The sequence below is a fragment of the Aurantimonas sp. A2-1-M11 genome (genome assembly GCF_036549475.1).
Taxonomy (GTDB): Bacteria; Pseudomonadota; Alphaproteobacteria; order Rhizobiales; family Rhizobiaceae; genus Aurantimonas.
Genome location: NZ_JAZHLI010000011.1, coordinates 42,764 through 63,987 on the forward strand (window position 1 = coordinate 42,764; position 21,224 = coordinate 63,987).

Annotated in this window: 21 protein-coding genes and 1 riboswitch; of the genes, 8 read left to right on the forward strand and 13 right to left on the reverse strand. The window is 67.2% G+C overall.

Annotated features, from left to right (window positions below; genetic code table 11):
* Positions 1-4: 4 nt before the first annotated feature.
* Entirely contained in the window at positions 5-562 is a 558-nt protein-coding gene (locus tag VQ042_RS07345) for a YgjV family protein (RefSeq protein ID WP_331817083.1), read from the forward strand.
* A gap of 27 nt (positions 563-589) precedes the next feature.
* On the opposite strand, the gene VQ042_RS07350 is transcribed toward VQ042_RS07345, so the two are convergent.
* Positions 590-1,687: a 2'-deoxycytidine 5'-triphosphate deaminase gene (locus tag VQ042_RS07350; RefSeq protein ID WP_442880056.1), complete on the reverse strand. Its 1,098-nt coding sequence runs from the start codon at positions 1,685-1,687 to the stop codon at positions 590-592.
* Between the two features lie 91 nt (positions 1,688-1,778).
* A riboswitch (SAM riboswitch) is annotated at positions 1,779-1,856 on the forward strand.
* A 71-nt stretch (positions 1,857-1,927) separates the two neighbouring features.
* Between VQ042_RS07350 and VQ042_RS07355 the strand changes: the two genes are divergently transcribed.
* Together VQ042_RS07355 and VQ042_RS07360 are read left to right on the forward strand one after the other, a co-directional pair.
* Positions 1,928-3,124 carry an O-succinylhomoserine sulfhydrylase gene (locus VQ042_RS07355; protein WP_331817085.1) on the forward strand — a complete coding sequence of 399 codons (1,197 nt, stop codon included), beginning with the start codon at positions 1,928-1,930 and terminating at the stop codon, positions 3,122-3,124.
* Positions 3,125-3,329: 205 nt separating this feature from the next.
* Positions 3,330-4,799 carry an alanine/glycine:cation symporter family protein gene (locus tag VQ042_RS07360; RefSeq protein ID WP_331817087.1) on the forward strand — a complete coding sequence of 490 codons (1,470 nt, stop codon included), beginning with the start codon at positions 3,330-3,332 and terminating at the stop codon, positions 4,797-4,799.
* A gap of 3 nt (positions 4,800-4,802) precedes the next feature.
* Here the strand turns inward: VQ042_RS07360 and VQ042_RS07365 are convergent, their stop codons facing one another.
* Entirely contained in the window at positions 4,803-5,408 is a 606-nt protein-coding gene (locus VQ042_RS07365; protein WP_331817089.1) for a CDP-alcohol phosphatidyltransferase family protein, read from the reverse strand.
* 96 nt (positions 5,409-5,504) lie between these two features.
* On the opposite strand from VQ042_RS07365, the gene apaG reads away from it, so the two are divergent.
* The 3 genes from apaG to VQ042_RS07380 all read left to right on the forward strand — a co-directional run bounded on the left by apaG (position 5,505) and on the right by VQ042_RS07380 (position 6,847).
* Complete coding sequence (gene apaG / locus VQ042_RS07370) at positions 5,505-5,897, forward strand: Co2+/Mg2+ efflux protein ApaG (protein ID WP_331817090.1); 393 nt, start codon at positions 5,505-5,507, stop codon at positions 5,895-5,897.
* A gap of 243 nt (positions 5,898-6,140) precedes the next feature.
* Complete coding sequence (locus VQ042_RS07375) at positions 6,141-6,575, forward strand: putative toxin-antitoxin system toxin component, PIN family (protein ID WP_331817091.1); 435 nt, start codon at positions 6,141-6,143, stop codon at positions 6,573-6,575.
* Entirely contained in the window at positions 6,572-6,847 is a 276-nt protein-coding gene (locus VQ042_RS07380) for a hypothetical protein (RefSeq protein ID WP_331817092.1), read from the forward strand. The genes VQ042_RS07375 and VQ042_RS07380 overlap by 4 nt, the downstream gene beginning before the upstream one ends.
* Before the next feature lie 104 nt (positions 6,848-6,951).
* On the opposite strand, the gene VQ042_RS07385 is transcribed toward VQ042_RS07380, so the two are convergent.
* Genes VQ042_RS07385 through VQ042_RS07395 form a run of 3 tightly spaced genes read right to left on the reverse strand, consistent with a single transcriptional unit; the run spans position 6,952 to position 10,154 of the window.
* Positions 6,952-7,986, reverse strand: coding sequence for an Hsp33 family molecular chaperone (locus tag VQ042_RS07385; RefSeq protein ID WP_331817094.1), 1,035 nt, complete (start codon positions 7,984-7,986; stop codon positions 6,952-6,954).
* Positions 7,979-8,932 carry an ornithine carbamoyltransferase gene (gene argF, locus VQ042_RS07390; RefSeq protein ID WP_331817096.1) on the reverse strand — a complete coding sequence of 318 codons (954 nt, stop codon included), beginning with the start codon at positions 8,930-8,932 and terminating at the stop codon, positions 7,979-7,981. Before argF ends, VQ042_RS07385 begins: the two co-directional genes overlap by 8 nt.
* A 7-nt stretch (positions 8,933-8,939) precedes the next feature.
* Positions 8,940-10,154, reverse strand: a complete 1,215-nt coding sequence (locus tag VQ042_RS07395; protein WP_331817098.1) for an aspartate aminotransferase family protein — start codon at positions 10,152-10,154, stop codon at positions 8,940-8,942.
* A gap of 450 nt (positions 10,155-10,604) precedes the next feature.
* On the opposite strand from VQ042_RS07395, the gene VQ042_RS07400 reads away from it, so the two are divergent.
* Positions 10,605-11,165, forward strand: coding sequence for a GcrA family cell cycle regulator (locus tag VQ042_RS07400; RefSeq protein ID WP_331817100.1), 561 nt, complete (start codon positions 10,605-10,607; stop codon positions 11,163-11,165).
* Positions 11,166-11,263: 98 nt separating this feature from the next.
* Here the strand turns inward: VQ042_RS07400 and phoB are convergent, their stop codons facing one another.
* The 8 genes from phoB to VQ042_RS07440 form a co-directional block, all read right to left on the reverse strand.
* Entirely contained in the window at positions 11,264-12,007 is a 744-nt protein-coding gene (gene phoB / locus VQ042_RS07405; protein ID WP_331817102.1) for a phosphate regulon transcriptional regulator PhoB, read from the reverse strand.
* Between the two features lies 1 nt (position 12,008).
* Positions 12,009-12,746 (reverse strand): phosphate signaling complex protein PhoU, encoded by a 738-nt coding sequence (gene phoU, locus VQ042_RS07410; RefSeq protein ID WP_331817104.1) that lies wholly within the window; start codon positions 12,744-12,746, stop codon positions 12,009-12,011.
* A 19-nt stretch (positions 12,747-12,765) separates the two neighbouring features.
* On the reverse strand, positions 12,766-13,575 hold the full coding sequence (pstB, locus tag VQ042_RS07415) for a phosphate ABC transporter ATP-binding protein PstB (protein ID WP_331817185.1): 810 nt from the start codon (positions 13,573-13,575) through the stop codon (positions 12,766-12,768).
* Between the two features lie 22 nt (positions 13,576-13,597).
* Positions 13,598-14,887, reverse strand: coding sequence for a phosphate ABC transporter permease PstA (pstA, locus tag VQ042_RS07420; protein ID WP_331817106.1), 1,290 nt, complete (start codon positions 14,885-14,887; stop codon positions 13,598-13,600).
* On the reverse strand, positions 14,880-16,262 hold the full coding sequence (gene pstC, locus VQ042_RS07425) for a phosphate ABC transporter permease subunit PstC (protein ID WP_331817108.1): 1,383 nt from the start codon (positions 16,260-16,262) through the stop codon (positions 14,880-14,882). The genes pstA and pstC overlap by 8 nt, the downstream gene beginning before the upstream one ends.
* Before the next feature lie 72 nt (positions 16,263-16,334).
* Positions 16,335-17,369: a substrate-binding domain-containing protein gene (locus VQ042_RS07430; RefSeq protein ID WP_331817110.1), complete on the reverse strand. Its 1,035-nt coding sequence runs from the start codon at positions 17,367-17,369 to the stop codon at positions 16,335-16,337.
* 149 nt (positions 17,370-17,518) lie between these two features.
* Complete coding sequence (locus tag VQ042_RS07435) at positions 17,519-18,829, reverse strand: ATP-binding protein (RefSeq protein ID WP_331817112.1); 1,311 nt, start codon at positions 18,827-18,829, stop codon at positions 17,519-17,521.
* Positions 18,830-18,961: 132 nt separating this feature from the next.
* Positions 18,962-20,095, reverse strand: coding sequence for a hypothetical protein (locus VQ042_RS07440; RefSeq protein ID WP_331817114.1), 1,134 nt, complete (start codon positions 20,093-20,095; stop codon positions 18,962-18,964).
* A 243-nt stretch (positions 20,096-20,338) separates the two neighbouring features.
* Between VQ042_RS07440 and VQ042_RS07445 the strand changes: the two genes are divergently transcribed.
* Entirely contained in the window at positions 20,339-21,130 is a 792-nt protein-coding gene (locus VQ042_RS07445) for an SDR family NAD(P)-dependent oxidoreductase (RefSeq protein ID WP_331817116.1), read from the forward strand.
* The last annotated feature ends 94 nt before the right edge of the window (positions 21,131-21,224 follow it).

Here is a 21,224-nt window from a genome sequence, read left to right on the forward strand (position 1 = left end):
CCCGATGCGGCCCGGCGGACGATCGCCCGGGAGATCACCCCTGGAATATTGGGACATCCACTTCATCGCCGGCCAGGCCACCGGTTTTGCCGCGCTGGTCATCTGCGTCATGGCCTTTGCCAGCAAGCGCGACGACCGCCTGCTGCTGCTCCTGGTCTTCGCCAATGTGGCCTTCGCGGCGCAGTTCTTCCTGTTCGGCGCCAGGGTCGCCGGCGCGATCAGCGCGCTGATCATCCTGCGCATCCTCCTGGCGCGCCGCTACAAGGGAAGCTGGCCGATCATGGCCACCATGCTTGCGGCGACCGGGCTGGTGAGCTGGATCGGCTGGGAGCAGCCGCTCGACGTCATTCCGCTGACGGCGGGCCTCCTCGGCACCATCGCCATGTTCATGCTCGACGGCATTCCCATGCGCCTGCTGCTGGCGGCGGCCGCCACCTGCTGGGTCGCCAGCAACGTCCTCGTCGGCTCCGTCGGGGCGGCGCTGGCCGAGCTTCTGGTTCTGACCACCAATGCCGTCACCATCCTGCGACTGTCCCGCGACCGCCGCGAAGCGATCGCCTGACGGGGGCCGCCGGCGCAATGTCCGCGCTCAGACGAAGTGCTTGGACAGCTTCAGCCCCTGCGCCTGGTAGTTCGACTTCAGGTCGCTGCCATAGAGCTTGTCGGGCAGCGCCTGCATGCGCTCATAGACCAGCCGCCCGACGATCTGCCCGTCCTCCAGGATGAAGGGCACGTCGTGGCTGCGCACTTCCAGCACGGCGCGGCTCCCCGCCCCGCCGGCGGCGGAATGGCCGAAGCCGGGATCGAAGAAGCCGGCATAATGGACGCGGAATTCGCCGACCAGCGGGTCGAAGGGCGTCATTTCGGCGGCGAAGGCCGGCGGCACATGCACCGCCTCCTTGGAGACGAGGATGTAGAATTCGTCCGGGTCGAGCACCAGCTCGCCGGTCTTGGAGCGCATCACCGGCTCCCAGAAATCGGCCAGCGCATAGGCGCCGCGCCTGTCGACGTCGACGACGCCGGTGTGCCGCTTGCCGCGATAGCCGACCAGGCCCGCCTCGTTGCCGACGAGATCGATCGACAGGGCGATGCCGCCGCCGGAGATGTTCGCCTCGGCCGCCGTGGTCAGCACCTGCGTCTCGTGCAGCGCCGACAATTCGCCCTCGTTCAGGAGCGGCTCGCCGCCGCGGAAGCGTATCTGCGACAGCCGCGAGCCCTGCCGCACCAGGATCGGGAAGGTCCGCGGCGAGATCTCCAGATACAGCGGCCCCTCGTAGCCCGCCGGCAGCTTGTCGAATTCCTGGGCGCCGTCGGCCAGCACCCGCGTGAAGATGTCGAGCCGCCCGGTGGAGGATTTGGGATTGGCCGTCGCGCGGATGTCGGCCGGCAGCCGGAAGTGCTCCAGCAGCGGCACCACGTAGACGCAGCCGGTCTCCAGCACCGCCCCTTCGGCGAGGCTGAATTCGTGCAGCGAGAACCGCGCCAGCTTGTCGACCACCGACCGCCCCTGCCCCGGCAGGAAGCTCGCGCGCACCCGGTAGGCCTTCGGCCCGAGCCGCAGGTCAAGGCTCGCCGGCTGGATCTGGTCGTCGTCGCGCGCTACCGGCGCCGTGACCGCGCCGGCCGTAAACAGCCCTGCAATCTGAGCGTCGGGCAGGATTCCGCCCGGCATCTGGGTATGCGACATCGCCTGTCCCGTCATGATCGTCCCTGCGTGCGCGTCGCCGGCCATGGCGCCGCGCTCCCGGATTGACGCCTAGCGGGAACGGGTCTATTTGCAAAGCCGAAGTGGTGATTTGGCCGGCCGGCTTGCAGCCACGTTAAAGAAGTCGCTAAAGGGCCGTTCTGACGTATTGGCGATCGTGCCTCCCGACGAACCGGCTTTGCGGCGACGCGACAGCCGGTTTTTGTTGTTCGGAGACGATCCATGCTGAAGAAGAGCGAGACGGGGCGAAAATTGCGGCCGGCCACGGCCATGGTCCATGGCGGCACCACGCGGTCGGGCTTCGGGGAGACCTCCGAGGCGCTGTTCCTGACGCAGGGCTTCGTCTATCCCACCGCCGAAGCCGCCGAGGCCCGCTTCCGCGGCGAAGAGCCCGGCTTCATCTATTCGCGCTACGGCAATCCCACCACCCGCATGTTCGAGGAGCGCATGATGGCGCTCGAGGGCGCCGAGGATGCCCGCGCCACCGCTTCCGGCATGGCCGCGGTCGCCGCCGCCATGCAGTGCCAGGTCAAGGCCGGCGACCATGTCGTGGCCGCCCGCGCCCTGTTCGGCTCCTGTCGCTACGTGGTCGAGACCGTGCTGGCGCGCTGCGGCGTGTCCTGCACCCTCGTCGACGGCCGCGACCTCGACGCCTGGCGCGCCGCCGTGCGGCCCGAGACCAGGGTCTTCTTCATGGAGACGCCGACCAATCCGACGCTGGAGGTGATCGACATCGCCGCAGTCGCCGAGATCGCCCACGGCGCCGGCGCCACCCTGGTGGTCGACAACGTCTTCGCCACGCCCATGCTGCAGCGTCCGCTCGAGCTCGGCGCCGACGTCGTCATCTATTCGGCCACCAAGCACATTGACGGCCAGGGCCGGTGCCTGGGCGGCGTGATCCTGTCCTCGAAGGAGTGGATAGACGAGAACCTGCACGACTATTTCCGCCACACCGGCCCCTCGCTCTCGCCCTTCAATGCCTGGACGCTGCTCAAGGGCCTGGAGACGCTGCCCCTGCGCGTCGCCCAGCAGACCCGTTCGGCCGCCCGCATCGCCGACACGCTGGCCGAGAGCGGCAAGGTCGTGGAGGTGATCTATCCGGGCCGCGCCGACCATCCGGATGCGGCCATCATCGCCCGCCAGATGACCGGCGGCTCGACCCTCCTCGCCTTCGAGGTGGCAGGCGGCAAGGCGGCGGCCTTCCGCTTCTCGAATGCGCTGGAGATCGTCCTGATCTCCAACAATCTCGGCGACGCCAAGAGCCTGATCACCCACCCGGCGACCACGACCCACAAGAACCTGACGCCCGAGGCGCGGGGCGAACTGGGCATCGGCGACGGTCTCCTGCGCCTGTCGATCGGTCTGGAAGACGTCGACGACCTCCTCGAGGACATCGCCGGCGCCCTCGCGGCGGTCTGACCCGGAATCCGGTGGCATTAGCCACCGGCGCAACACGATCGGCCGGGACATTCCGGGTGCGGAATGTTCCGCCGCATCGAAAGCGGGCGTCCTGGATCCGCTGCCTCGTCGGCACGCCTCCTGCTCCCGACGAGAGATCCCGCCTTGTCGGGGACCGGGTCGCCGGACATAGTGGGCAACCGGCCGTTGCCCCAGGAGCGTGCGCATGGAACTGATCTACGGGTTCTTCCGACTGATCGAGGACCTCACCTGGGGATGGGCGCTCATCCCGATCCTGGTGATCTTCGGCCTCTTCATCACGGCCATGACGGGCTTCGTCCAGTTCGAGTTCTTCGGACGGATGTTCCGGGTGCTGTCGTCGAAGAACCAGACCGGGGATCCCAACGCGATCAGTGCGCGCGAGGCGCTGCTCATCTCGGTCGGCGGCCGGGTCGGCGGCGGCAACATCGCGGGGGTCGCGGTGGCGATCACGCTCGGCGGACCCGGGGCGGTGTTCTGGATGTGGGCGATCGCCCTCGTCGGCATGGCGACGAGCCTCGTCGAATCCACGCTCGCGCAGCTCTACAAGCGGCCAGCCGATGACGGCACCTACAAGGGCGGCCCGGCGGGCTACATCCTCTACGGGCTCGGGCACCAGTACCGCTGGCTGGCGGTGCTCTACGCCGTCTGCCTGCTCCTGTCCTTCGCGTTCGGCTTCAACGCCTTCCAGGGCAACACCTTCGCCGGGGCGGCCAACGACAGCCTCGGCATCGCCCGCATCTGGAGCGCGCTGCTGCTCGCCGTGATCACCGGCTTCATCGTCTATGGCGGCATCAAGCGCATCGCCAAGGTGGCCGACGTCGTCATTCCGATCATGGCGGTTAGCTACATCGCCATGGCGCTCGTCATCATCCTCCTCAACATCACCGCACTGCCGGGCGTGCTCTGGATGATCGTCTCCAACGCCTTCGGGTTCGAGGAGGCGGTCGGCGGCGGCATGGGGGCTGCCATCGCGCAAGGGCTGCGGCGCGGCCTCTTCTCCAACGAGGCGGGGCTGGGGTCGGCGCCGAACGTCGCCGCGACGGCGCAGGTACGCCACCCGATCAGCCAGGGGATCACGCAGTCCTTCTCGGTCTTCATCGACACGATCATCATCTGCTCGTGCACCGCCTTCGTCATCCTCCTGAGCCCGGTCTATTCGCCGGGCGCCGAGATCGACGGCGTCGTGCTGACGCAGCAGTCGCTGGTGAGCCATCTGGGGGACTGGTCGCAGTACTACCTGACCTTCGCCATCCTGCTCTTCGCGTTCAGTTCCATCATCTACAACTACTATCTCGGGGAGGTGGCGCTCGGGGTGATGACGAACCACCCGGCCTCGCTGCATATCCTCAGAATTGCCATCGTCGGGATCGTGTTCCTCGGCGCCACCGCGCCCGGTGCGACGGCCGTGTTCTTCTTCTCGGATCCGCTGATGGGCGTCCTCGCGCTCGTCAACCTCATCGCGATCATGATGCTGTTCCCGGTGCTCATGCGGGTCCTGAACGACTTCAGGGCGCAGCTGAAGGCCGGCGTGCTGCGGCCGGTCTTCGACCCTGCCAGGTTTCCCGACCTCGACCTCGACCATACGGCATGGCCCGATGCGCATCTGGCCGAACCGGTCGCGGACAGCTCGGCCGTGGCGCGGACCGCCCGGTAGCTGTCACCCAAACGTCCGGAAGCTGAGCCACACGCGCCAGCCACAGGTCCAGGCCGTCATCGCCGCGAAGATGCAGGCGATCACCGCGAAATGCTGCGGCAGCAGGCAGAACAGCACGAAGACGGCAATCGTCTCGCTGGCCTCGGCCAGCCCCGTGGTGAAGTAGAGCGACTTGGAGCCACGCTGCTCCGTCGCGATGCCGCGCTTTTCGGCCATCACCGCATAGGCGAGGAAGCTCGCGCCATTGGCGTAGAAGCTCATCAGGAGGATCGCCGCGGCGAGCGCATTGGCCTGCGGATCGAGCACCGCGAAGGCGAGCGGGATCGCGCCGTAGAACAGAAAGTCGAAGACGATGTCCAGATAGCCGCCGAAATCGGTCGGCCGGGTCAGCCGGGCCACCGCGCCGTCCAGCCCGTCGGCCAGGCGCGACAAGAGGATCAGCACCAGTCCGGCCATCAGCGCGCCGGATGCGATTGCCACTGCCGCGGCAAGCCCCAGCGCCAGCCCGGCGATCGTCACCGTGTTGGCGCCGATGTTCAGCCGAGTCAGGCCCGCGGCCAGCCAGTCGATCGGCGGGTCGATCTGCCGTTTCAGGACACCGTCGAGCACTCGTATTCTCCGTCCACGCTGCAATCGCGCCGTTGACCCGAACGGGGCGCGCCGCGATAAGTATACGCCGACGCGACACGTCAATCAGGTAAGGCCATGTACAGGGCGACGACGCACGGCATCACGGTCACCGTGACCCCGACCTATCTGGAAGACCAGTCGATGCCGGACGACGGACGCTGGGTCTGGGCATACACGGTCGAGATCGAGAACGGCAGCCGGCAAACGGCTTGCCTGCGATCACGATATTGGCACATCACCGATGCCAACGGCCATGTCGAGGAGGTCCGCGGTCCCGGCGTCGTCGGCGAGGAACCGGTGCTCTCGCCGGGCGACAGCTTCACCTACACCTCCGGCTGCCCGCTGGGCACGCCGTCCGGTTTCATGCACGGCCACTACCGCATGGAGCAGGAAGACGGCACGATCGTCGATGTCGAGATCCCGGCCTTCTCCCTCGACCTGCCGGCCCGCCAGCGGGTGCTGAACTGACCTTAGACGCGCCGGTCCTGCGCAGGGATCTCGACGGGCTATCGAGGTGCGGAACGGGATGGATCCGACGGTCTCGCACTGCGACGCTTTGCGCGCCAAGTCTTGGACAACGCGATTGCCGTAACTGAAGCGCGAGCGGGTGGCACGCGTCGCTACGCTTAGCGGTGGCTAGGCGCGGCAGGCGCTGGCAACGTCGTCGAGATCAGCAATGCGATCGCATCGCCGCAGCATCGAAAGCCGCACATGATCGTTGCCGACACGAACGTCATTCTGCGAGGCCTGCGTTCGAACAAGGGCGCGTCGGGTTACATCCTGAAAGCCATGCTCACCGAAGACGTGGCCTTAGCTGCAACACCTGCGGTCATGCTGGAATACGATGACGTTCTGAAACGCCCCTCGTCATTCGAGGGATTTGGGATCGGAGCGCGAGAAGTCAACACCATCCTGGATGCATTGGCTATGATGGCCCGCGAAACGTACCCGCGGTTCCGGTTCCGACCTTTCCTGGATGACCCGAAAGACGACCTGTTCATCGAATGCGCGCTTGCGGCAGGAGCACGTGTTATCGTCACTGACGACAGACACTTCATGCATCCGGACGTCGCCGCATTCGGGATAACCCCCAGAACCGCGTCAGACTTCGTTCGGGAGCTTCGCATGGGAAGGACATCGACATGAACCAGCGTGCCGTGCACCTGCCGGACGACGTCCTCGACGAAGCCCGGCAGGTTGCTCTTCAGGAGGGAACGTCCCTCGACACCTTGATTGGCGTGATCGTTTCCGATGCCTTGCGTCACCGCAAGGAACTCGAACTCATGCGACAGCGCGCGACCCGTGGAAACCCGGATGCCGCGCTTGCGGTCCTCGACAACCTGCCGAGCCTTCCGACGGAAGAGTGGGACATGCCGGATGTGCGCCCGGGTTCACCCTCGGACATGGGCCGCGGTTAGGCCGCTTTCCTTGCGGCTTTTCAGACGACATCCGGCGACGGTTCCGCCGCCGGTAGCCGCATGGGCCACGGTTCGAGCCGGCGCGCGCCGGCCGCGCCCCCGCCTCAGCCCTCGCCCGGCGTATCCTCGCCCGACACCCCCGCGCCAGCGGTGAATTCCGACGGATCGAAGCGGTAGGATTCGCCGCAGAACTCGCAGGTGACCGCGATCGCGCCGTCCTCGACGCTGTCGGTGATCTCCTCGGCCGAAAAATTCGACAGGACGTCCTTGATGCGCTCGCGGTTGCATGAGCAGTCGTCGGCGACCGGATTGGCAGGAAACACGCGCACGCCGCGTTCGTGGAACAGGCGGAACAGCAGCCGCTCGACGCCGACATCCGGATCGGCCAGTTCCGACGCCTCGATCGTGTCGACCAGCGCCCGCACCTCGACCCAGGAATCGTCCGGCTCGAACTCGGCCATGGCATCCTCGACGCCTTCCGGCGCATCGCCGCCCGGCAGGTCCGGCATGCGCATCCGGTCCGGCGATTCCGGCAGGAACTGCGCCACCAGGCCGCCGGCGCGCCAGCTTTCCACGAAGCCGCTCTCGCCCCGCTTGGCGATCCGCGCAACGGCCAGCTTGACCGCGGTGGGGATCTGCTCGGACTGGCGGAAATACGCCTCGGCGACCTCCTCCATGGACGAGCCGGCCAGTTCCACGATGCCCTGGTAGCGCTGGGTGTATTCGCCCTGGTCGACGGTCAGCGCCATGATGCCGTTGCCCAGCAGCGCCTGCGACGACGTCGCGCCGACGCTGACGGCTGCCGCCAGCTTGTCGGCGTCGAAGCGAGCATAGCCGCGCACGCTGGACGGCGTGGTGAAGTCCACGACCAAAAGGTCGACGGGCCCGTCGGTCTGGGTCTGTGCGATGAACTTGCCGTCGAATTTCAGGGACGTGCCGAGCAGCACGGTCAGGACGACCATTTCCGCCAGAAGCCGCGCCACCGGCTCGGGATAATCGTGCCGGCCGAGGATCTGGTCGAGCATCGGTCCGAGCTGCACCGCCCGGCCGCGCGCATCGAGGCCTTCGACAGCGAACGGCACGACGGCGTCGTCGCCGGCGAAGTTGAACTCGCCGAGCGCCTTCTGCGGATCAGCCACGGCGCTGCCCCGCGGACAGTTCGGTCCCCAGCGCGTCGAAGCACCAGGCCAGGATGGATTTCTGCGCGTGGAGACGGTTCTCGGCCTCGTCGAAGACCACCGATTGCGGGCCGTCCATGACCGCGTCGGTCACTTCCTCGCCGCGATGGGCAGGGAGACAATGCATGAAGAGTGCCTCGGGATTGGCGTGCGCCATCAGGCGTTCGTTGACCTGATAAGGCATGAAGACATTGTGGCCGCGCGCCTGTTCCTCGCGGCCCATGGACACCCAGGTATCGGTAACGACGCAGTCGGCGCCGGTCACCGCTTCCACCGGGTCTTGCGTAATTAGGATCGAGGCCCCCTCATTGCGAGCCCGCTCGACGAAGCGCATGTCCGGTCCCGACCCGGCCGGCGTGGCGATCTTCAGCGCGAAGTCGAACCGCGCCGAGGCCTCGACGAAGGAGGACAGCACGTTGTTGCCGTCGCCGGTCCAGGCGAAGGTCTTGCCGCGTACCGGACCGCGCTTTTCCTCGAAGGTCAGAAGATCGGTCATGATCTGGCAGGGATGGGTGTCGTCGGTCAGGCCGTTGATCACCGGGACGGTGGCGAATTCCGCCATTTCCATCAGCCGGTCGTGGGTGGTGGTGCGGATCATGATCGCGTCGACATAGCGCGACAGCACCCGGGCCGTGTCGGCGATGGTCTCCGAGCGGCCGAGCTGCATCTCGGTGCCGGACAGGAACAGGGTCTCGCCCCCGAGCTGGCGCATGCCGACGTCGAAGGAGACCCGCGTGCGCGTCGAGGGCTTGTCGAAGATCATCGCCAGCACCTTGCCGGCCAGCGGCTGCGGGCCGTCGCGGCCGAGCGCCTTGCGCCTGGCCGCGTCGTCGATGATGGCGTGCAGGTCGCGGCTCGGGACGGCGGCGATGTCGAGGAAGTGCTTCGGGCCGTTTGCCATCGTCATTGTTGCCTCACGCGCTCTTGCGCCGGTTGCCGAGCGACAATGCCGACACCGCCGTCTCGATCCGATCCATCGCCTGCCGGACCTCGTCCGCGGTGACGTTGAGCGGCGGCAGCAGGCGCACGACATTGTCGCCCGCCGGCACCGCCAGAAGTCCGTTCTCGCGCATCTGCGCGACGAGCTCGACATTCGGCACCTTGGCCTTGAGCCCGATCAGCAGCCCCTCGCCGCGCACCGCCTCGATCACGTCGGGATAGCGGTCGGACAGTGACGCCAGCGACTGCTTCATCTGCAGCGACATGTCCCGCACATGGTCCAGGAACCCCTCCTCCAGCACCACGTCGAGCACCGCGTTGCCGACGGCCATCGCCAGCGGGCTGCCGCCATAGGTCGTGCCGTGCGAGCCCGGTGTCATGCCGCTGGCCGCCGCTTCCGTCGCCAGGCACACGCCGAGCGGAAAGCCGCCGCCGATGCCCTTGGCCGAGGCGAGGATGTCGGGCGCGGCGCCCGAATGCTGGTAGGCGAAGAACTTGCCGGTGCGCCCGACGCCGGTCTGTACCTCGTCGTAGATCAACAGGATGCCCAGCGTGTCGCAGAGTTCGCGCAGGCCCGTCAGGCACATCGGCGGGACGCTGCGGATGCCGCCCTCGCCCTGGATCGGCTCGATCAGGATCGCCGCGACCTCCGGACCCGCCGCCGCTTCGCGCAGCGCGTCATGGTCGCCGAAGGGCAGCTGGTCGAAGCCGTCGACCTTCGGGCCGTAGCCCTCGAGATATTTCTTCTGGCCGCCGGCCGCGATCGTGGCCAGCGTACGCCCGTGAAACGCCCCCTCGAAGGTGAGGATGCGATAGCGCTCGGGCGCGCCGTTCACGTAATGATAGCGCCGCGCCGTCTTGATGGCGCATTCCACCGCCTCGGCACCGGAATTGGCGAAGAAGGCGCGGTCGGCGAAAGTCGCCGCCGTCAGCCGCTCGGCCATCCGCCGCTGGTCCGGGATCTCGTAGAGATTGGAGACGTGCCACAGCTTCTCGGCCTGCGCCTTCAGCGTCTCGACCAGATGCGGATGGGCATGGCCCAGGCAGTTCACTGCGATGCCGCCGCCAAAGTCCATGTAGCGTCGGCCGTCGCGCGTCTCCAGCCAGACGCCGCTGCCGCGCTCGAAGGCGAGGTCGGCGCGCGCATAGGTCTCGAAGAGCGGCGAGGAATGGTCCGTCGTGTCAGCCATGGCCTTTGACTTTGCTGGATCGTGGATGTCCGATCCGGTTGTGGTTGCGAAAACCGGTTCGCAGGGCGAACCGCTGGGGCGGGATGCTTGAAACACCAAAGCCTGCCGATGGGGCAGGCTTTCGGGTGTTTTCCGAGGTTTCGGAACCTTCGCTATACCATGGGGAGCCGACGCAGTGTCAATCGAACCGCATTTTCGCCCCGCTTGTGGTCCATACGCTCGCGTGACGTCACCGGCGGCCACAAAGGCTGGGGAAAACACTCAAACGATTCCCCTGCGTCCCGGGCGAGCCTTGTCAGCGAGTCCGCGGCTGGGCTATCTTGGCGTCAACATACTAGATTTCGTGCGGCGGACCTAGTTCCTCAATATATCTTGTGCGTTCTGGCGCGGTCAGCCGTCGCGCTCGTGGAGGGATTCCAGCCGCAGCGACCATGCCGAAAGGAGCTTGCCATGGGCTGGACTGACGAACGCGTGGAGCTGTTGAAGCAGCTCTGGACCGAAGGCCTGAGTGCCAGCCAGATCGCCGATCGCCTCGGCGGCGTCAGCCGCAATGCCGTGATCGGCAAGGTGCACCGCCTGAAACTCGAATCGCGGGCCCGCCAGCCCAATGTGGCGCAGCCGGTGGCGGTCGAACGCCCTGCCCCGCGCCGTGCCGCCGAGGTCGAGACCGTCGAGATGGTCGTGCCCGCACGCCTCGTCGCCGCCTCCGCGCAGGCCCCCGGCCGCGCCATGCCCCGCACCATGGGCGCCACCGCGCTCAAGATGGAGCCGGAGGAAGAGCTGGAGGTGGTCGCCGAGCCGCACACGCGCGAAAGCGCCGAAGTGGTGCCGATCGCCCGCAAGCTCAGCCTCGTTGAACTCAGCGAGACCACCTGCAAATGGCCGGTCGGCGACCCGATGAAGCCGGACTTCCATTTCTGCGGCAACAGCGCGCGCGATTCCTCGCCCTATTGCGCCTATCACGCCAAGCTCGCCTTCCAGCCCTTCTCGGATCGTCGCCGCTCGCGCTGACGCCTCCCTTTCGGTCGAAACGACAGACACCCCGCGAGGCCAGGCCGCGCGGGGTGTCTTCTATGCCGTGATGTCTGCCGGGTGCGGGCGGCCCGGTGTCAGGCGCCCGCACCGACCCGCGTGCGCGCCGGCGCCGCGACGGGCTTGGATGCGCTGAACTGTTCGTCGAGGGCGTAGCCGGCGCCACGCACGGTGCGGATCGGGTCCCGCTGCCGGCCGCGATTGATCGCCTTGCGCAGGCGCCCGACATGCACGTCCACGGTGCGCTCGTCGACATAGATGTCCCGGCCCCAGACGCCGTCCAGCAGCTGCTCGCGGGAGAACACCCGGCCCGGCGACTGCATGAAGAATTCCATCAGCTTGAACTCCGTCGGCCCGAGCTTGATCTCGCGGCCGCCGCGCCTCACCCGGTGCGTCTCGCGGTCGAGGTCGATGTCGCCGGCGACGAGCTGGCTGGAAATCTTCTCCGGCTTGGACCGGCGCAGCATCGCCCGAACCCGGGCGATCAGCTCCGGCGTCGAGAACGGCTTGACGACGTAGTCGTCGGCGCCGACCGAAAGCCCGCGCACCCGCTCGCTCTCCTCGCCGCGCGCCGTCAGCATGAGGATCGGCAGGCGCTCGGTCTCCTCGCGCTGGCGCAGGCGGCGGCACAGCTCGACACCCGACAGCCCCGGCAGCATCCAGTCGAGGATCAGCAGGTCCGGGACTTCTTCCTTCAGCCGGATGTCGGCCTCGTCGCCCCGGTCGATGACGTCGACGACATAGCCCTCGGCCTCGAGATTGTACCGCAGGAGGATCCCGAGGGCCTCCTCGTCCTCGACGACGACGATCCGTGCGCTCATCTCAGACCTCGCGATCCTGGGCGTTCAGCACGGGCTGCGTCATCGTCGCCGTTTTGTCGCCCTTCGGACGTTCGTCCGCGATCTGCTGGCCGGTCTCGATGTAGTAGATCGTCTCGGCGATGTTGGTGGCGTGGTCGCCGATCCGCTCGATGTTCTTGGCGCTGAACAGAAGGTGCGTGCAGGAGGTGATGTTGCGTGGATCCTCCATCATGTAGGTCAGCAGCTCACGGAAGATCGACGTGTACATGGCGTCGATCTGCTCGTCATTGTCGCGCACCGCCAGCGCCCGTTCGGAGTCGCGCTCGCCATAGGCGTCGAGCACTTCCTTCAGCTGTTCGAGCGCCAGTTCCGACATGTGCTCGATGCCGCGCACCAGCTGGACCGGCTGGGCATGGTCGTGCACCGCGATCACCCGCTTGGCGATGTTCTTGGCCAGGTCGCCGATCCGCTCCAGATCGTTGGAGATGCGGATCGCGCCGACGATCTCGCGCAGGTCTACGGACATGGGCTGGCGCTTGGCGATCGTCAGGATCGCCCGCTCGTCGAGCGTGCGCTGCGCCTCGTCCAGCAGCACGTCGTCTGCGACCACCGACTGGGCAAGGCCCCAGTCGCTGCGCATCAGCGCGGCGACGGATTGCTCGACCATCCGCTCGGCCATGCCCCCCATCTCGGAGATCCGGCGGACGATCAGCTTCAGCTCGTCCTCGTAGGACGTGACGATGTGTTCGGACATGACCATGGCCGCTTCCTCCTGTCGATCAGCCGTAGCGGCCGGTGATGTAATCCTGGGTGCGCTTGTCGTCGGGGTTGGAGAACATCTTCTCCGTCGGCCCGACTTCCACGAGATTGCCCAGATGGAACATCGCGGTGCGCTGCGAGACGCGCGCGGCCTGCTGCATCGAATGGGTGACGATGACGATGGTGTAGTTCTGCTTGAGCTCGTCGATCAGTTCCTCGACCTTGGCGGTCGCGATCGGATCGAGCGCCGAACAGGGCTCGTCCATCAGGATCACCTCGGGCGACACCGCGATGGCACGGGCAATGCACAGGCGCTGCTGCTGTCCGCCCGACAGGCCGGTGCCGGCCTCGTCCAGGCGATCCTTCACTTCCTCGTACAGGCCGGCCTTCCGAAGGCTGGTGGCGACGATGTCCTGAAGCTCCGACTTGTTGCGGGCCAGACCATGGATCCGCGGGCCGTAGGCGACATTGTCGAAGATCGATTTCGGGAAGGGATTGGGCTTCTGGAAGACCATGCCGACCCGCGCCCGCAGTTCCACCACGTCGAGGTCGGGCGAATAGATGTCACCGCCGTCGAGCGTGATCTTGCCGGTCATGCTGGCCGACGCGATGGCGTCGTTCATCCGGTTCAGGCAGCGCAGGAAGGTCGACTTGCCGCAGCCGGACGGGCCGATCAGCGCAGTCACTTCGCGTTCCAGCACCTCGAGGTCGACATCGAACAGCGCCTGCTTGGTGCCGTAGTGGACCGACACCTTCTCGGCCTGCATCTTGGTCGCACTTTTTGGCTGCACGGCAGGACCTCTGTTGAGCGACGACTGAAGGTTTTCCATCATGGTGGTGTCCCGTTGCATTCTACCAGCGCCTTTCGAAGCGACGACGCAAGATGATCGCAGTGATGTTCATGAGCGAAAGAAAGATGAGAAGCACGCAGATCGCGGCACTTGTGCGTGCGACGAAGCCGCGCTCCGGGCTGTCGAACCAGATGAAGATCTGGGTCGGGAGCGCCGTGGAGGCTTCCATGAAGCTGTCCGGCGCGGCGACGATGAAGGCGTTCATGCCAATCAGCAGCAACGGAGCCGTCTCGCCCAGCGCCTGCGCCAGGCCGATGATGACGCCGGTCATGATGCCGGGGGCCGCCAGCGGCAGGACATGGTGGCCGATCACCTGCATGTCCGACGCGCCGACGCCGCGGGCGGCCTCGCGAATGGACGGTGGCACCGCCTTGAGGGCGCTGCGCGTGGTGATGATGATCGTCGGCAGGGTCATCAGCGCCAGCACCAGGCCGCCGACCAGCGGCACCGATCGCGGCATGCCGAAGAAGCCGATGAACAGGGCCAGGCCGAGAAGGCCGAACACCACCGAGGGTACGGCGGCGAGATTGTTGACGTTGATCTCGATGAAGTCGGTGAACTTGTTCTTGCTGGCATATTCCTCGAGGTACACCGCCGCCCCGACGCCCAGCGGCACGCTGACCAGAAGACAGATGAGCAGCAGGTAGAACGAGCCGACAATGGCGCCGCGCAGGCCCGCGATCTCGGGGAAGCGGCTGTCTGCCGAGGTGAACAGGTCCCAGGCGAAGGTCGAGCGGATGCGATCCTCGGCCTGCAGCGTCTGGAACCGGGAAATCGCCTCGTCGTTCAGCGGCCGCCGGTTCTCCGGCTGGGCCGTGGTGATCACACCCTCATAGAGCTGTTCGTAGGAATCAGTGACCGGCACCCACAGCGACAGCGTCTCGCCCGGCTGCAGCGTGCCGGCTTCCAGCGTGTCGCGGATGATGTATTGCGCCCCGTTGCTCAGGATCGAGGTGACCGCGCGCTGATCCGCGCGCTCCTGGGCCTCGGGAAACAGCTTGAGGATGGATTCGTCGGCCAGCGGTCCGGGCCGGACGTTGACCCCTTCGGCAGCCTCCGGCGGCACGGTGACGTCGATCCGCACCTGCGTCTGCGTCCAGGCCGGCAGCGACGTCATGATCACCGAGCCGACCAGCACGGCCAGCATCGACAGGGCGAAGATGATCGCCGCAAGACCGTAGATCCGCAGCCGCGTCTGCTTGCGCCGACGGGTCTTCAGGCTGTTGCGGATCGCCGTCCGGACATCGTTCTCGGGCAGCGTGGCGATACCGTCCAGGGTGGTGTCAGTCATATTGTTCCCGATACTTTCTGACGATCCCGAGAGCCAGGAGGTTGAGCGCCAGGGTGGCGATGAACAGGCTGAGGCCGAGGCCGAAGGCAGCCAGCGTCTTCGGATTGTCGAAGGCGGTGTCGCCGATCAGCAGCGTGACGATCTGCACGGTGACGGTGGTGACGCCCTCGAGGGGGTTGGCAGTGAGATTGGCGGTCAGACCCGCCGCCATCACCACGATCATGGTCTCGCCGATGGCGCGGCTGGTGGCCAGCAGGATGCCGCCGACGATACCGGGGAGCGCCGCCGGCAGGATGACCTTGGTCACCGTCTCGTTGCGGTTGGCGCCCAGCCCCAGCGAGCCATCGCGCAGCGACGTGGGCACCGCGTTGATGGCGTCGTCGGCCAGCGAGGAGATGAACGGGATGAGCATGACGCCCATCACCAGCCCCGGCACGATCGCCGCGGTGGGAGACACCGGGACACCGATCGAGGCGCCGAACTCGCGGATCGCCGGAGACACGATCAGCACGGCGAAGAAGCCGTAGACCAGCGTCGGGATGCCGGCGAGCACCTCGATCAGCGGCTTGACCGCGCTGCGCACCGGCTGGGAGGCGAACTCCGCCATGTAGATCGCGGCAAACAGGCCGACCGGCGTCGCCACGGCCATGGCGATCAGCGCGATCATCAGCGTGCCGGCGAAGACGGGGATTGCACCGAATGCGCCAGACGAGGCGACCTGGTCGGGCCGGATGGCGATCTGCGTGTCCCAGCGCGTGCCGAACAGGAACTCCGTCACCGGCACCAGCGAGAAGAAGCGGAACCCCTCGAAGACCAGCGACACGAGGATCCCGACGGTCGCCAGGATCGAGACGGTCGCACAGACGATGAGAATGCCGCGAATGACCCGCTCGGTCTTCTCACGCGCCCGGAAGCGCAGCGAAATGCGGGGCAGGATCAGGAGCACGGCCAGAATGCAGACCGCCACGACCGCGACGGGCAGCAGCCAGCTGGACAGTTGCTGGGCGGCGACCAGCGTCTGGGCACCTTCGAGAATGTAGGGCTCTGGCGTGCCGAAGGTCGTTCCGCTCGCGGCCTGCTGCACCTGGCTGACCAGAAGGCTTAGCTGGGCGGGCGTGGCGGCGTCGCGGATCAGGTCCGGCAGGGCCGAGATGACGACGGAACGCAGGACCACCGGCGCCAGCATCAGCCAGCCGACGATGAGGACCAGGCTCGGGACGAGGACGCTGAGGGCGACCAGGTAGCCGTGATATTTCGGCAGGGAGTGCAGCTTGCCTTCCTCGCCCCTCGGAATGGTCTTGGCACGTCGCGCAGCGTAGCCGAAAGCCAGGAAGGCGAAGACGACGGGAATGAGAAAGACGTAGGAAAGTGGCAAGGCGCTGATCCCCTGAAGATGTCTGCCGGCCAAAATGGCCGGCAGACGGGTCGTTCTATGAAGACGTCAGCTTCAGGACGGGTTTTCCATCGCCTTGCCGGCGGTGGCGTTTTCCTGGACCTTCGCCAGTTCCTCGGCCGACAGCGGGACGAGGCCGCGCTCCTCGAGGTAGCCACCGGTGGCCAGTGCTTCGCTGCTGACGTACTCGGCAACGAAATCCTGGAGGCCCGGAATGGCTTCGCGATGGTCGTTCTTGATGTAGATGAACAGCGGGCGCGACACGCCGTACTCACCGGACGCAACCGTCTCTTCCGAAGGCACGACGCCGTCGATCGAGGCAGCCTTCAGCGTGTCCTGGTTCTCGAAGAGGAACGAGTAGCCGAAGATGCCGAGGGCATTGTCATCGGACGTCAGGCGCTGGACGATCAGGTTGTCGTTCTCGCCGGCTTCGACGAACGGGCCGTCGGTGCGCATGCGCTGGCAGACTTCTTCCTTGCGCTCTTCCTCGAGAGCCTCGATGGCCGGGAAGGCTTCGCAGCCCTCTTCCATCACCAGCTCGACCCAGGCGTCACGGGTGCCGGACGTCGGGGGCGGACCGTAGACGAGGATCGGCTGGTCGGGCAGCGAGGAATCGATCTCGCTCCAGTTCATGTAGGGGTTCGGCACGATCTCGCCGTCGACCTCGACCTCGCCGGCCAGGGCCTGGAAGAGCTGCGCCTTGGTGACCTGGACGTCGGCGCCCGAGCGGGCCATCGCGAGCGACAGGGCGTCATTGCCGAGGAGAACTTCGGTCACGTTGGTGACGCCGTTCTTCTTGCAGAGCTCCCACTCGGATTCGGTCATGGCGCGCGAAGCGCCGGTGATGTCGGGCGTCTGTGCGCCGATGCCGCCGCAGAAGATCTGCATGCCGCCGCCGGTTCCGGTCGACTCGAGAACGGGGGCGGTCATGCCCGACTCGTTCGCGAACTGCTCGACGACTGCCTGCGTGTACGGGAACACCGTCGAGGAACCGACGATCTGGATCTGGTCGCGGCTCTGGGCGCCGGCATGACCGACGAGAGAAAGGGCCGTGCCGAGCGCGAGGCCGGCGATGAGCGTGTTCTTCACGGGTGAGTCTCCTTGTGGAGTTTCATTGTCGAACCGAGCTTTTCGTTGCCACCCTGCTTGGCGGCTGCGGTTCGAGGACACCTCTAACGGCGCTGGAAGAACCCTATATGACACGCAGATTGCATCTTTATGACAGTGCAAGCGGCTGTTTATGATGAAGAATTTCCGGTGACCCCGGATTCGCCCCGTGGCAGGGGCAGGCGTGCGGTGAAGACCGAGCCCACGCCGATGGTGGACTCGACCAGGAGTCGGCCGCGATGGCGCAGCAGAATGTTGCGGCTGATCGACAGGCCGAGCCCCGTCCCGCGCTTGGCCCGAGAGCGGCCGGGATCGACCCGGTAGAAGCGTTCGGTGAGCCGCGGCACATGCTCGGCCGCGATGCCCGGCCCGAAGTCGCGCACGGCGGCGTCGACATAGGTTTCGCCGCGCTCGACCGTGCGCGTCAGCGACATCTCCACCCGCGTGCCGCTCTCGCCGTATTTGCAGGCATTCTCGACGAGGTTGGAGAATACCTGCATCAGCTCGTCCTCGTCGCCGGCGATCACCACCGGCTCCTCCGGCACGTCCAGGGCGAGTTCCAGGCCAAGCTGTTCGGCCATCGGCTCCAGCTGGGTCTCCACCTTGCGCAGGACGGCCGTCAGGTCGACCATGGTCGAGACCGGCACGTGGCGCTTCATCTCGACCCGTGACAGCGACAACAGGTCGTCGATCAGCCGCGACATGCGGGTCGCCTGTTCGCGCATGATGCCGAGAAACTTCTCGCGCGCCACTGCGTCGTCCCTGGCCGGGCCCAGCAGCGTCTCGATGAAGCCCGACAGCGAGGCCAGCGGCGTGCGCAGTTCGTGGCTGGCATTGGCGACGAAGTCGGTGCGCATGCGCTCGATGCGCAATTCGGCGGTCCGGTCGCTGAACAGGATCAGGTAGAAATGCGGCCGCTCGCCCTGATAGGGCGGGATCGGCAGGATCTCGACCTGCCAGACCCGCTCAACGGGACGGCGCTCCTCGATCGTCACCCGGCCGGGCTGGGCGTCGCGCAGCACCGTCTCGACGGCCGCCAGCAACTCGGGCGAGCGGAATCGCAGCGACAGCGCGTCGCCGAGCGCCATGTTGCCGAAGCCGATCAGCGAGGCGGGGTTGCGGTAGCGCAGCAGCATCTGGCGGTCGATGATGAAGGCCGGCTGCTGCAGCGCCTCGGCGACGGACTTCACCCCCCGCCCCGGCCAGACCAGCTCCGGGCGGTCGGCGGCAGAGGCGCCCCGCCCCCGCCGGTCGGCCCGCGGCGGCAGGTAGAACACCGCCATGGCGAGAAGAAACACCGCGAGGCAGCCGAGCGCCGCTTCGGGCACGGCCAGCGCCAGCGTCCCCAGGCCGATGGCCAGGACGAACGCCACCGGCCGCGCGCGCACGGTGCGGGCCCGCGCCACCACGGGTTCCTCCTCCGATCCCTCCGGGACGGTCATGAAGGCACCTGTGCGGCGGCGGCGAATCGGCGGCTGGAGCGGAACGACATCCGCACCTCGTAGCGCCGGTTTGTCGCCGTCACATGACGGTTGACGATGTCTGGTGCTCTCGCCGGCCGGGGAGCTCCGGCGCTAGTCGATCTGCTGGACACGAAAGCCGTAGACATTCAGATCGTTGGGGCCGGCGCCGATCTGCGGATCGATCGCCAGCCGGGCAGCGCCCGTGGCCGCCGCCGGCACCTCCATGTCGAAGACGAAGGTCTGCTCCGCCGCATCCACCTGGAAGCGCTGGCGCCCGCACACCGTCTCGCCGCCGAACAGGCAGCTCACGCTGAATTCGCGGGGCGCTTCGTCGGGCGAGCCCACGGTGAGTTCGGCCCGGGTCAGGCGGCCGGCGATCTCGTCGACGATTCCGGCGCCGATGACCAGGCCGATCTCCGACCCGTCGCCCTCGGCCGGCGTAGCGATCTGCACCGCCATGCGCCCCCCGGTGCCGGCGACCGCGCTGGCGCTGGCGCCGCTCTGGGCGGCTATCTTCTCCAGTTCGGTCCCGGCGAAGACGTCGATCCACTGGTCCGCCGAGGGCCGGCCGCCGAGCGCTGGATCGGCATTCGCCGCGTCGATCGTCTCGGCGATGGTCGGGCCCTCGGCCTCGGTCGCCTCGCGTTGGGGCGTGCCGGGCAAGAGCGGCAGCACGATCCAGATCGCCGCCGTGACCAGCAGCAGCAGGAGGACGACGATGACCGCCCCCACCGCCTTGTTGCTGCGTTGGCTCCAGGGAAGCTTGCGCTTCGGCTTGTAGTCGGGCGACCAGCGGTCGCGCGCAGGCCGTGCCCCGGCGGCCGGCGCCGACGGGACGGCCGCGTCCGGCGTGCCTGGTGCGGCAGCCATGCCCGCCGCCGTGTCGTCGGTCTCGCGATCGTCCCCGGCCGGTGGCGTCCCGTCCTCCGGCTGCGGCTCAGGCTCGGCCGGTTCCTGCGGAGCGCCGCCCGGCTCGGCGTCAGCCGACACCGGGACATCCGCCCCATCCGGGTCCGCATCGTCCGCATGGTCGAACGGCGCCGGATATTCGGCCTCGATCGCCTCGATCGCGGCGATCAGCTGCTCGCGCTTGCGGTCGGTTTCCGCCTCGTTGCCGGGCTGCGCCGTCTGCACGCGCAGGATGGCGCGCTCGGCCGCCTCGTAGACCACGAGGCGAAAGTCCGGATCGGCGGCATTGCCCTTCTGCAGCGCGCGCCTGACGCTTTGTTCGATCGCGCTGGCCAAGGACGGTCACTCCATTTGCAAAGAGCCCCTCGACGACATGCGCACGATGGGAAGGAATGGGACGACACTAGTCGGCGCCCATGCGGCGTTCAATCCCGTGCCGGGCTGGCAATCCCGGGCCGGGGCTGGAACTTAACCACCGCCGTCTGGACCCAGCCTGACGCCGTGCCCCCGCCCCTGCGTTCTGCTATGGAGTGCCGGTTGCCGCGTCGCTCGCGGCTCTGATGTCAAAGGAGAAGCGCCATGGCACTCGAAGGCAAGGTCGCGATCGTCACCGGCGGCGCCAAGGGAATCGGTCAGGCCATCGCCCGAAGGTTCCTGCGGGACGGGGTCCGGGTGATCATTGCCGATGTCGACGAGAAGGCCGGCCTCGCGACCGCCGCCGAGCTGAAGGAACTGGGCGAGATCCGCTCGGTCGTCTGCAACGTCGCCGACCGGCTGCATGTCCACAATCTGGTCGCCTCCGCCCTCGACGATTTCGGCGACATCGACATTCTCGTCAACAATGCCGGCATCGTCCACAAGGCGGACTTCCTCGATCTGGAGGAGGAAGCCTTCGACAAGGTGCTGAACGTCAATCTGAAGGGCGCCTTCCTGTGCGGCCAGGCGGTCGCCCGCCATCTGGTGCAGAAGGTCAAGGACGGCGGCGCGCCGGGGTCGATCGTCAACATGTCGTCGGTGAACGCCGTCTTCGCCCTGCCCGACCAGGTCGGCTATTCGGTCTCCAAGGGTGGCATGAACCAGCTCACCAAGGTGATGGCCCAGTCGCTTGCCCCCTACGGAATCCGCGTCAACGCCATCGGGCCGGGCTCGATCATGACCGACATGCTGCGCTCGGTCGTCGCCGACAAGGACGCCTCGCGGCGCATCCTGTCGCGCACGCCGCTGGGCCGTATCGGCGAGCCGGCGGAGATCGCGGCGCTGGCCGCGTTCCTGGCCTCCGAAGAGGCCAGCTACGTCACCGGCCAGACGCTCTACGCCGATGGCGGCCGCCTCGGCCTCAACTACACGGTCGCGCAGCCCGGCGACGACTGACCGCCCGGAGCGGCCCGGCTCTGTTCGGTCCGCTGCGCCGACGAACCCCGCAAACGAAAGCGGCGCCGGATCGCTCCGACGCCGCCTGATCCGT

Excerpts from the sequence above, each read along its gene's own strand:
- VQ042_RS07345 (WP_331817083.1), top strand. The coding sequence starts at position 5 with ATGCGGCCCGGCGGACGATCGCCCGGGAGATCACCCCTGGAATATTGG.
- VQ042_RS07350 (WP_442880056.1), bottom strand. The coding sequence starts at position 1,687 with ATGTCGCATACCCAGATGCCGGGCGGAATCCTGCCCGACGCTCAGATT.
- VQ042_RS07355 (WP_331817085.1), top strand. The coding sequence starts at position 1,928 with ATGCTGAAGAAGAGCGAGACGGGGCGAAAATTGCGGCCGGCCACGGCC.
- VQ042_RS07360 (WP_331817087.1), top strand. The coding sequence starts at position 3,330 with ATGGAACTGATCTACGGGTTCTTCCGACTGATCGAGGACCTCACCTGG.
- apaG (WP_331817090.1), top strand. The coding sequence starts at position 5,505 with ATGTACAGGGCGACGACGCACGGCATCACGGTCACCGTGACCCCGACC.
- VQ042_RS07375 (WP_331817091.1), top strand. The coding sequence starts at position 6,141 with ATGATCGTTGCCGACACGAACGTCATTCTGCGAGGCCTGCGTTCGAAC.
- VQ042_RS07380 (WP_331817092.1), top strand. The coding sequence starts at position 6,572 with ATGAACCAGCGTGCCGTGCACCTGCCGGACGACGTCCTCGACGAAGCC.
- argF (WP_331817096.1), bottom strand. The coding sequence starts at position 8,932 with ATGACGATGGCAAACGGCCCGAAGCACTTCCTCGACATCGCCGCCGTC.
- VQ042_RS07395 (WP_331817098.1), bottom strand. The coding sequence starts at position 10,154 with ATGGCTGACACGACGGACCATTCCTCGCCGCTCTTCGAGACCTATGCG.
- VQ042_RS07400 (WP_331817100.1), top strand. The coding sequence starts at position 10,605 with ATGGGCTGGACTGACGAACGCGTGGAGCTGTTGAAGCAGCTCTGGACC.
- phoB (WP_331817102.1), bottom strand. The coding sequence starts at position 12,007 with ATGAGCGCACGGATCGTCGTCGTCGAGGACGAGGAGGCCCTCGGGATC.
- phoU (WP_331817104.1), bottom strand. The coding sequence starts at position 12,746 with ATGGTCATGTCCGAACACATCGTCACGTCCTACGAGGACGAGCTGAAG.
- pstB (WP_331817185.1), bottom strand. The coding sequence starts at position 13,575 with ATGGAAAACCTTCAGTCGTCGCTCAACAGAGGTCCTGCCGTGCAGCCA.
- pstA (WP_331817106.1), bottom strand. The coding sequence starts at position 14,887 with ATGACTGACACCACCCTGGACGGTATCGCCACGCTGCCCGAGAACGAT.
- VQ042_RS07435 (WP_331817112.1), bottom strand. The coding sequence starts at position 18,829 with ATGACCGTCCCGGAGGGATCGGAGGAGGAACCCGTGGTGGCGCGGGCC.
- VQ042_RS07445 (WP_331817116.1), top strand. The coding sequence starts at position 20,339 with ATGGCACTCGAAGGCAAGGTCGCGATCGTCACCGGCGGCGCCAAGGGA.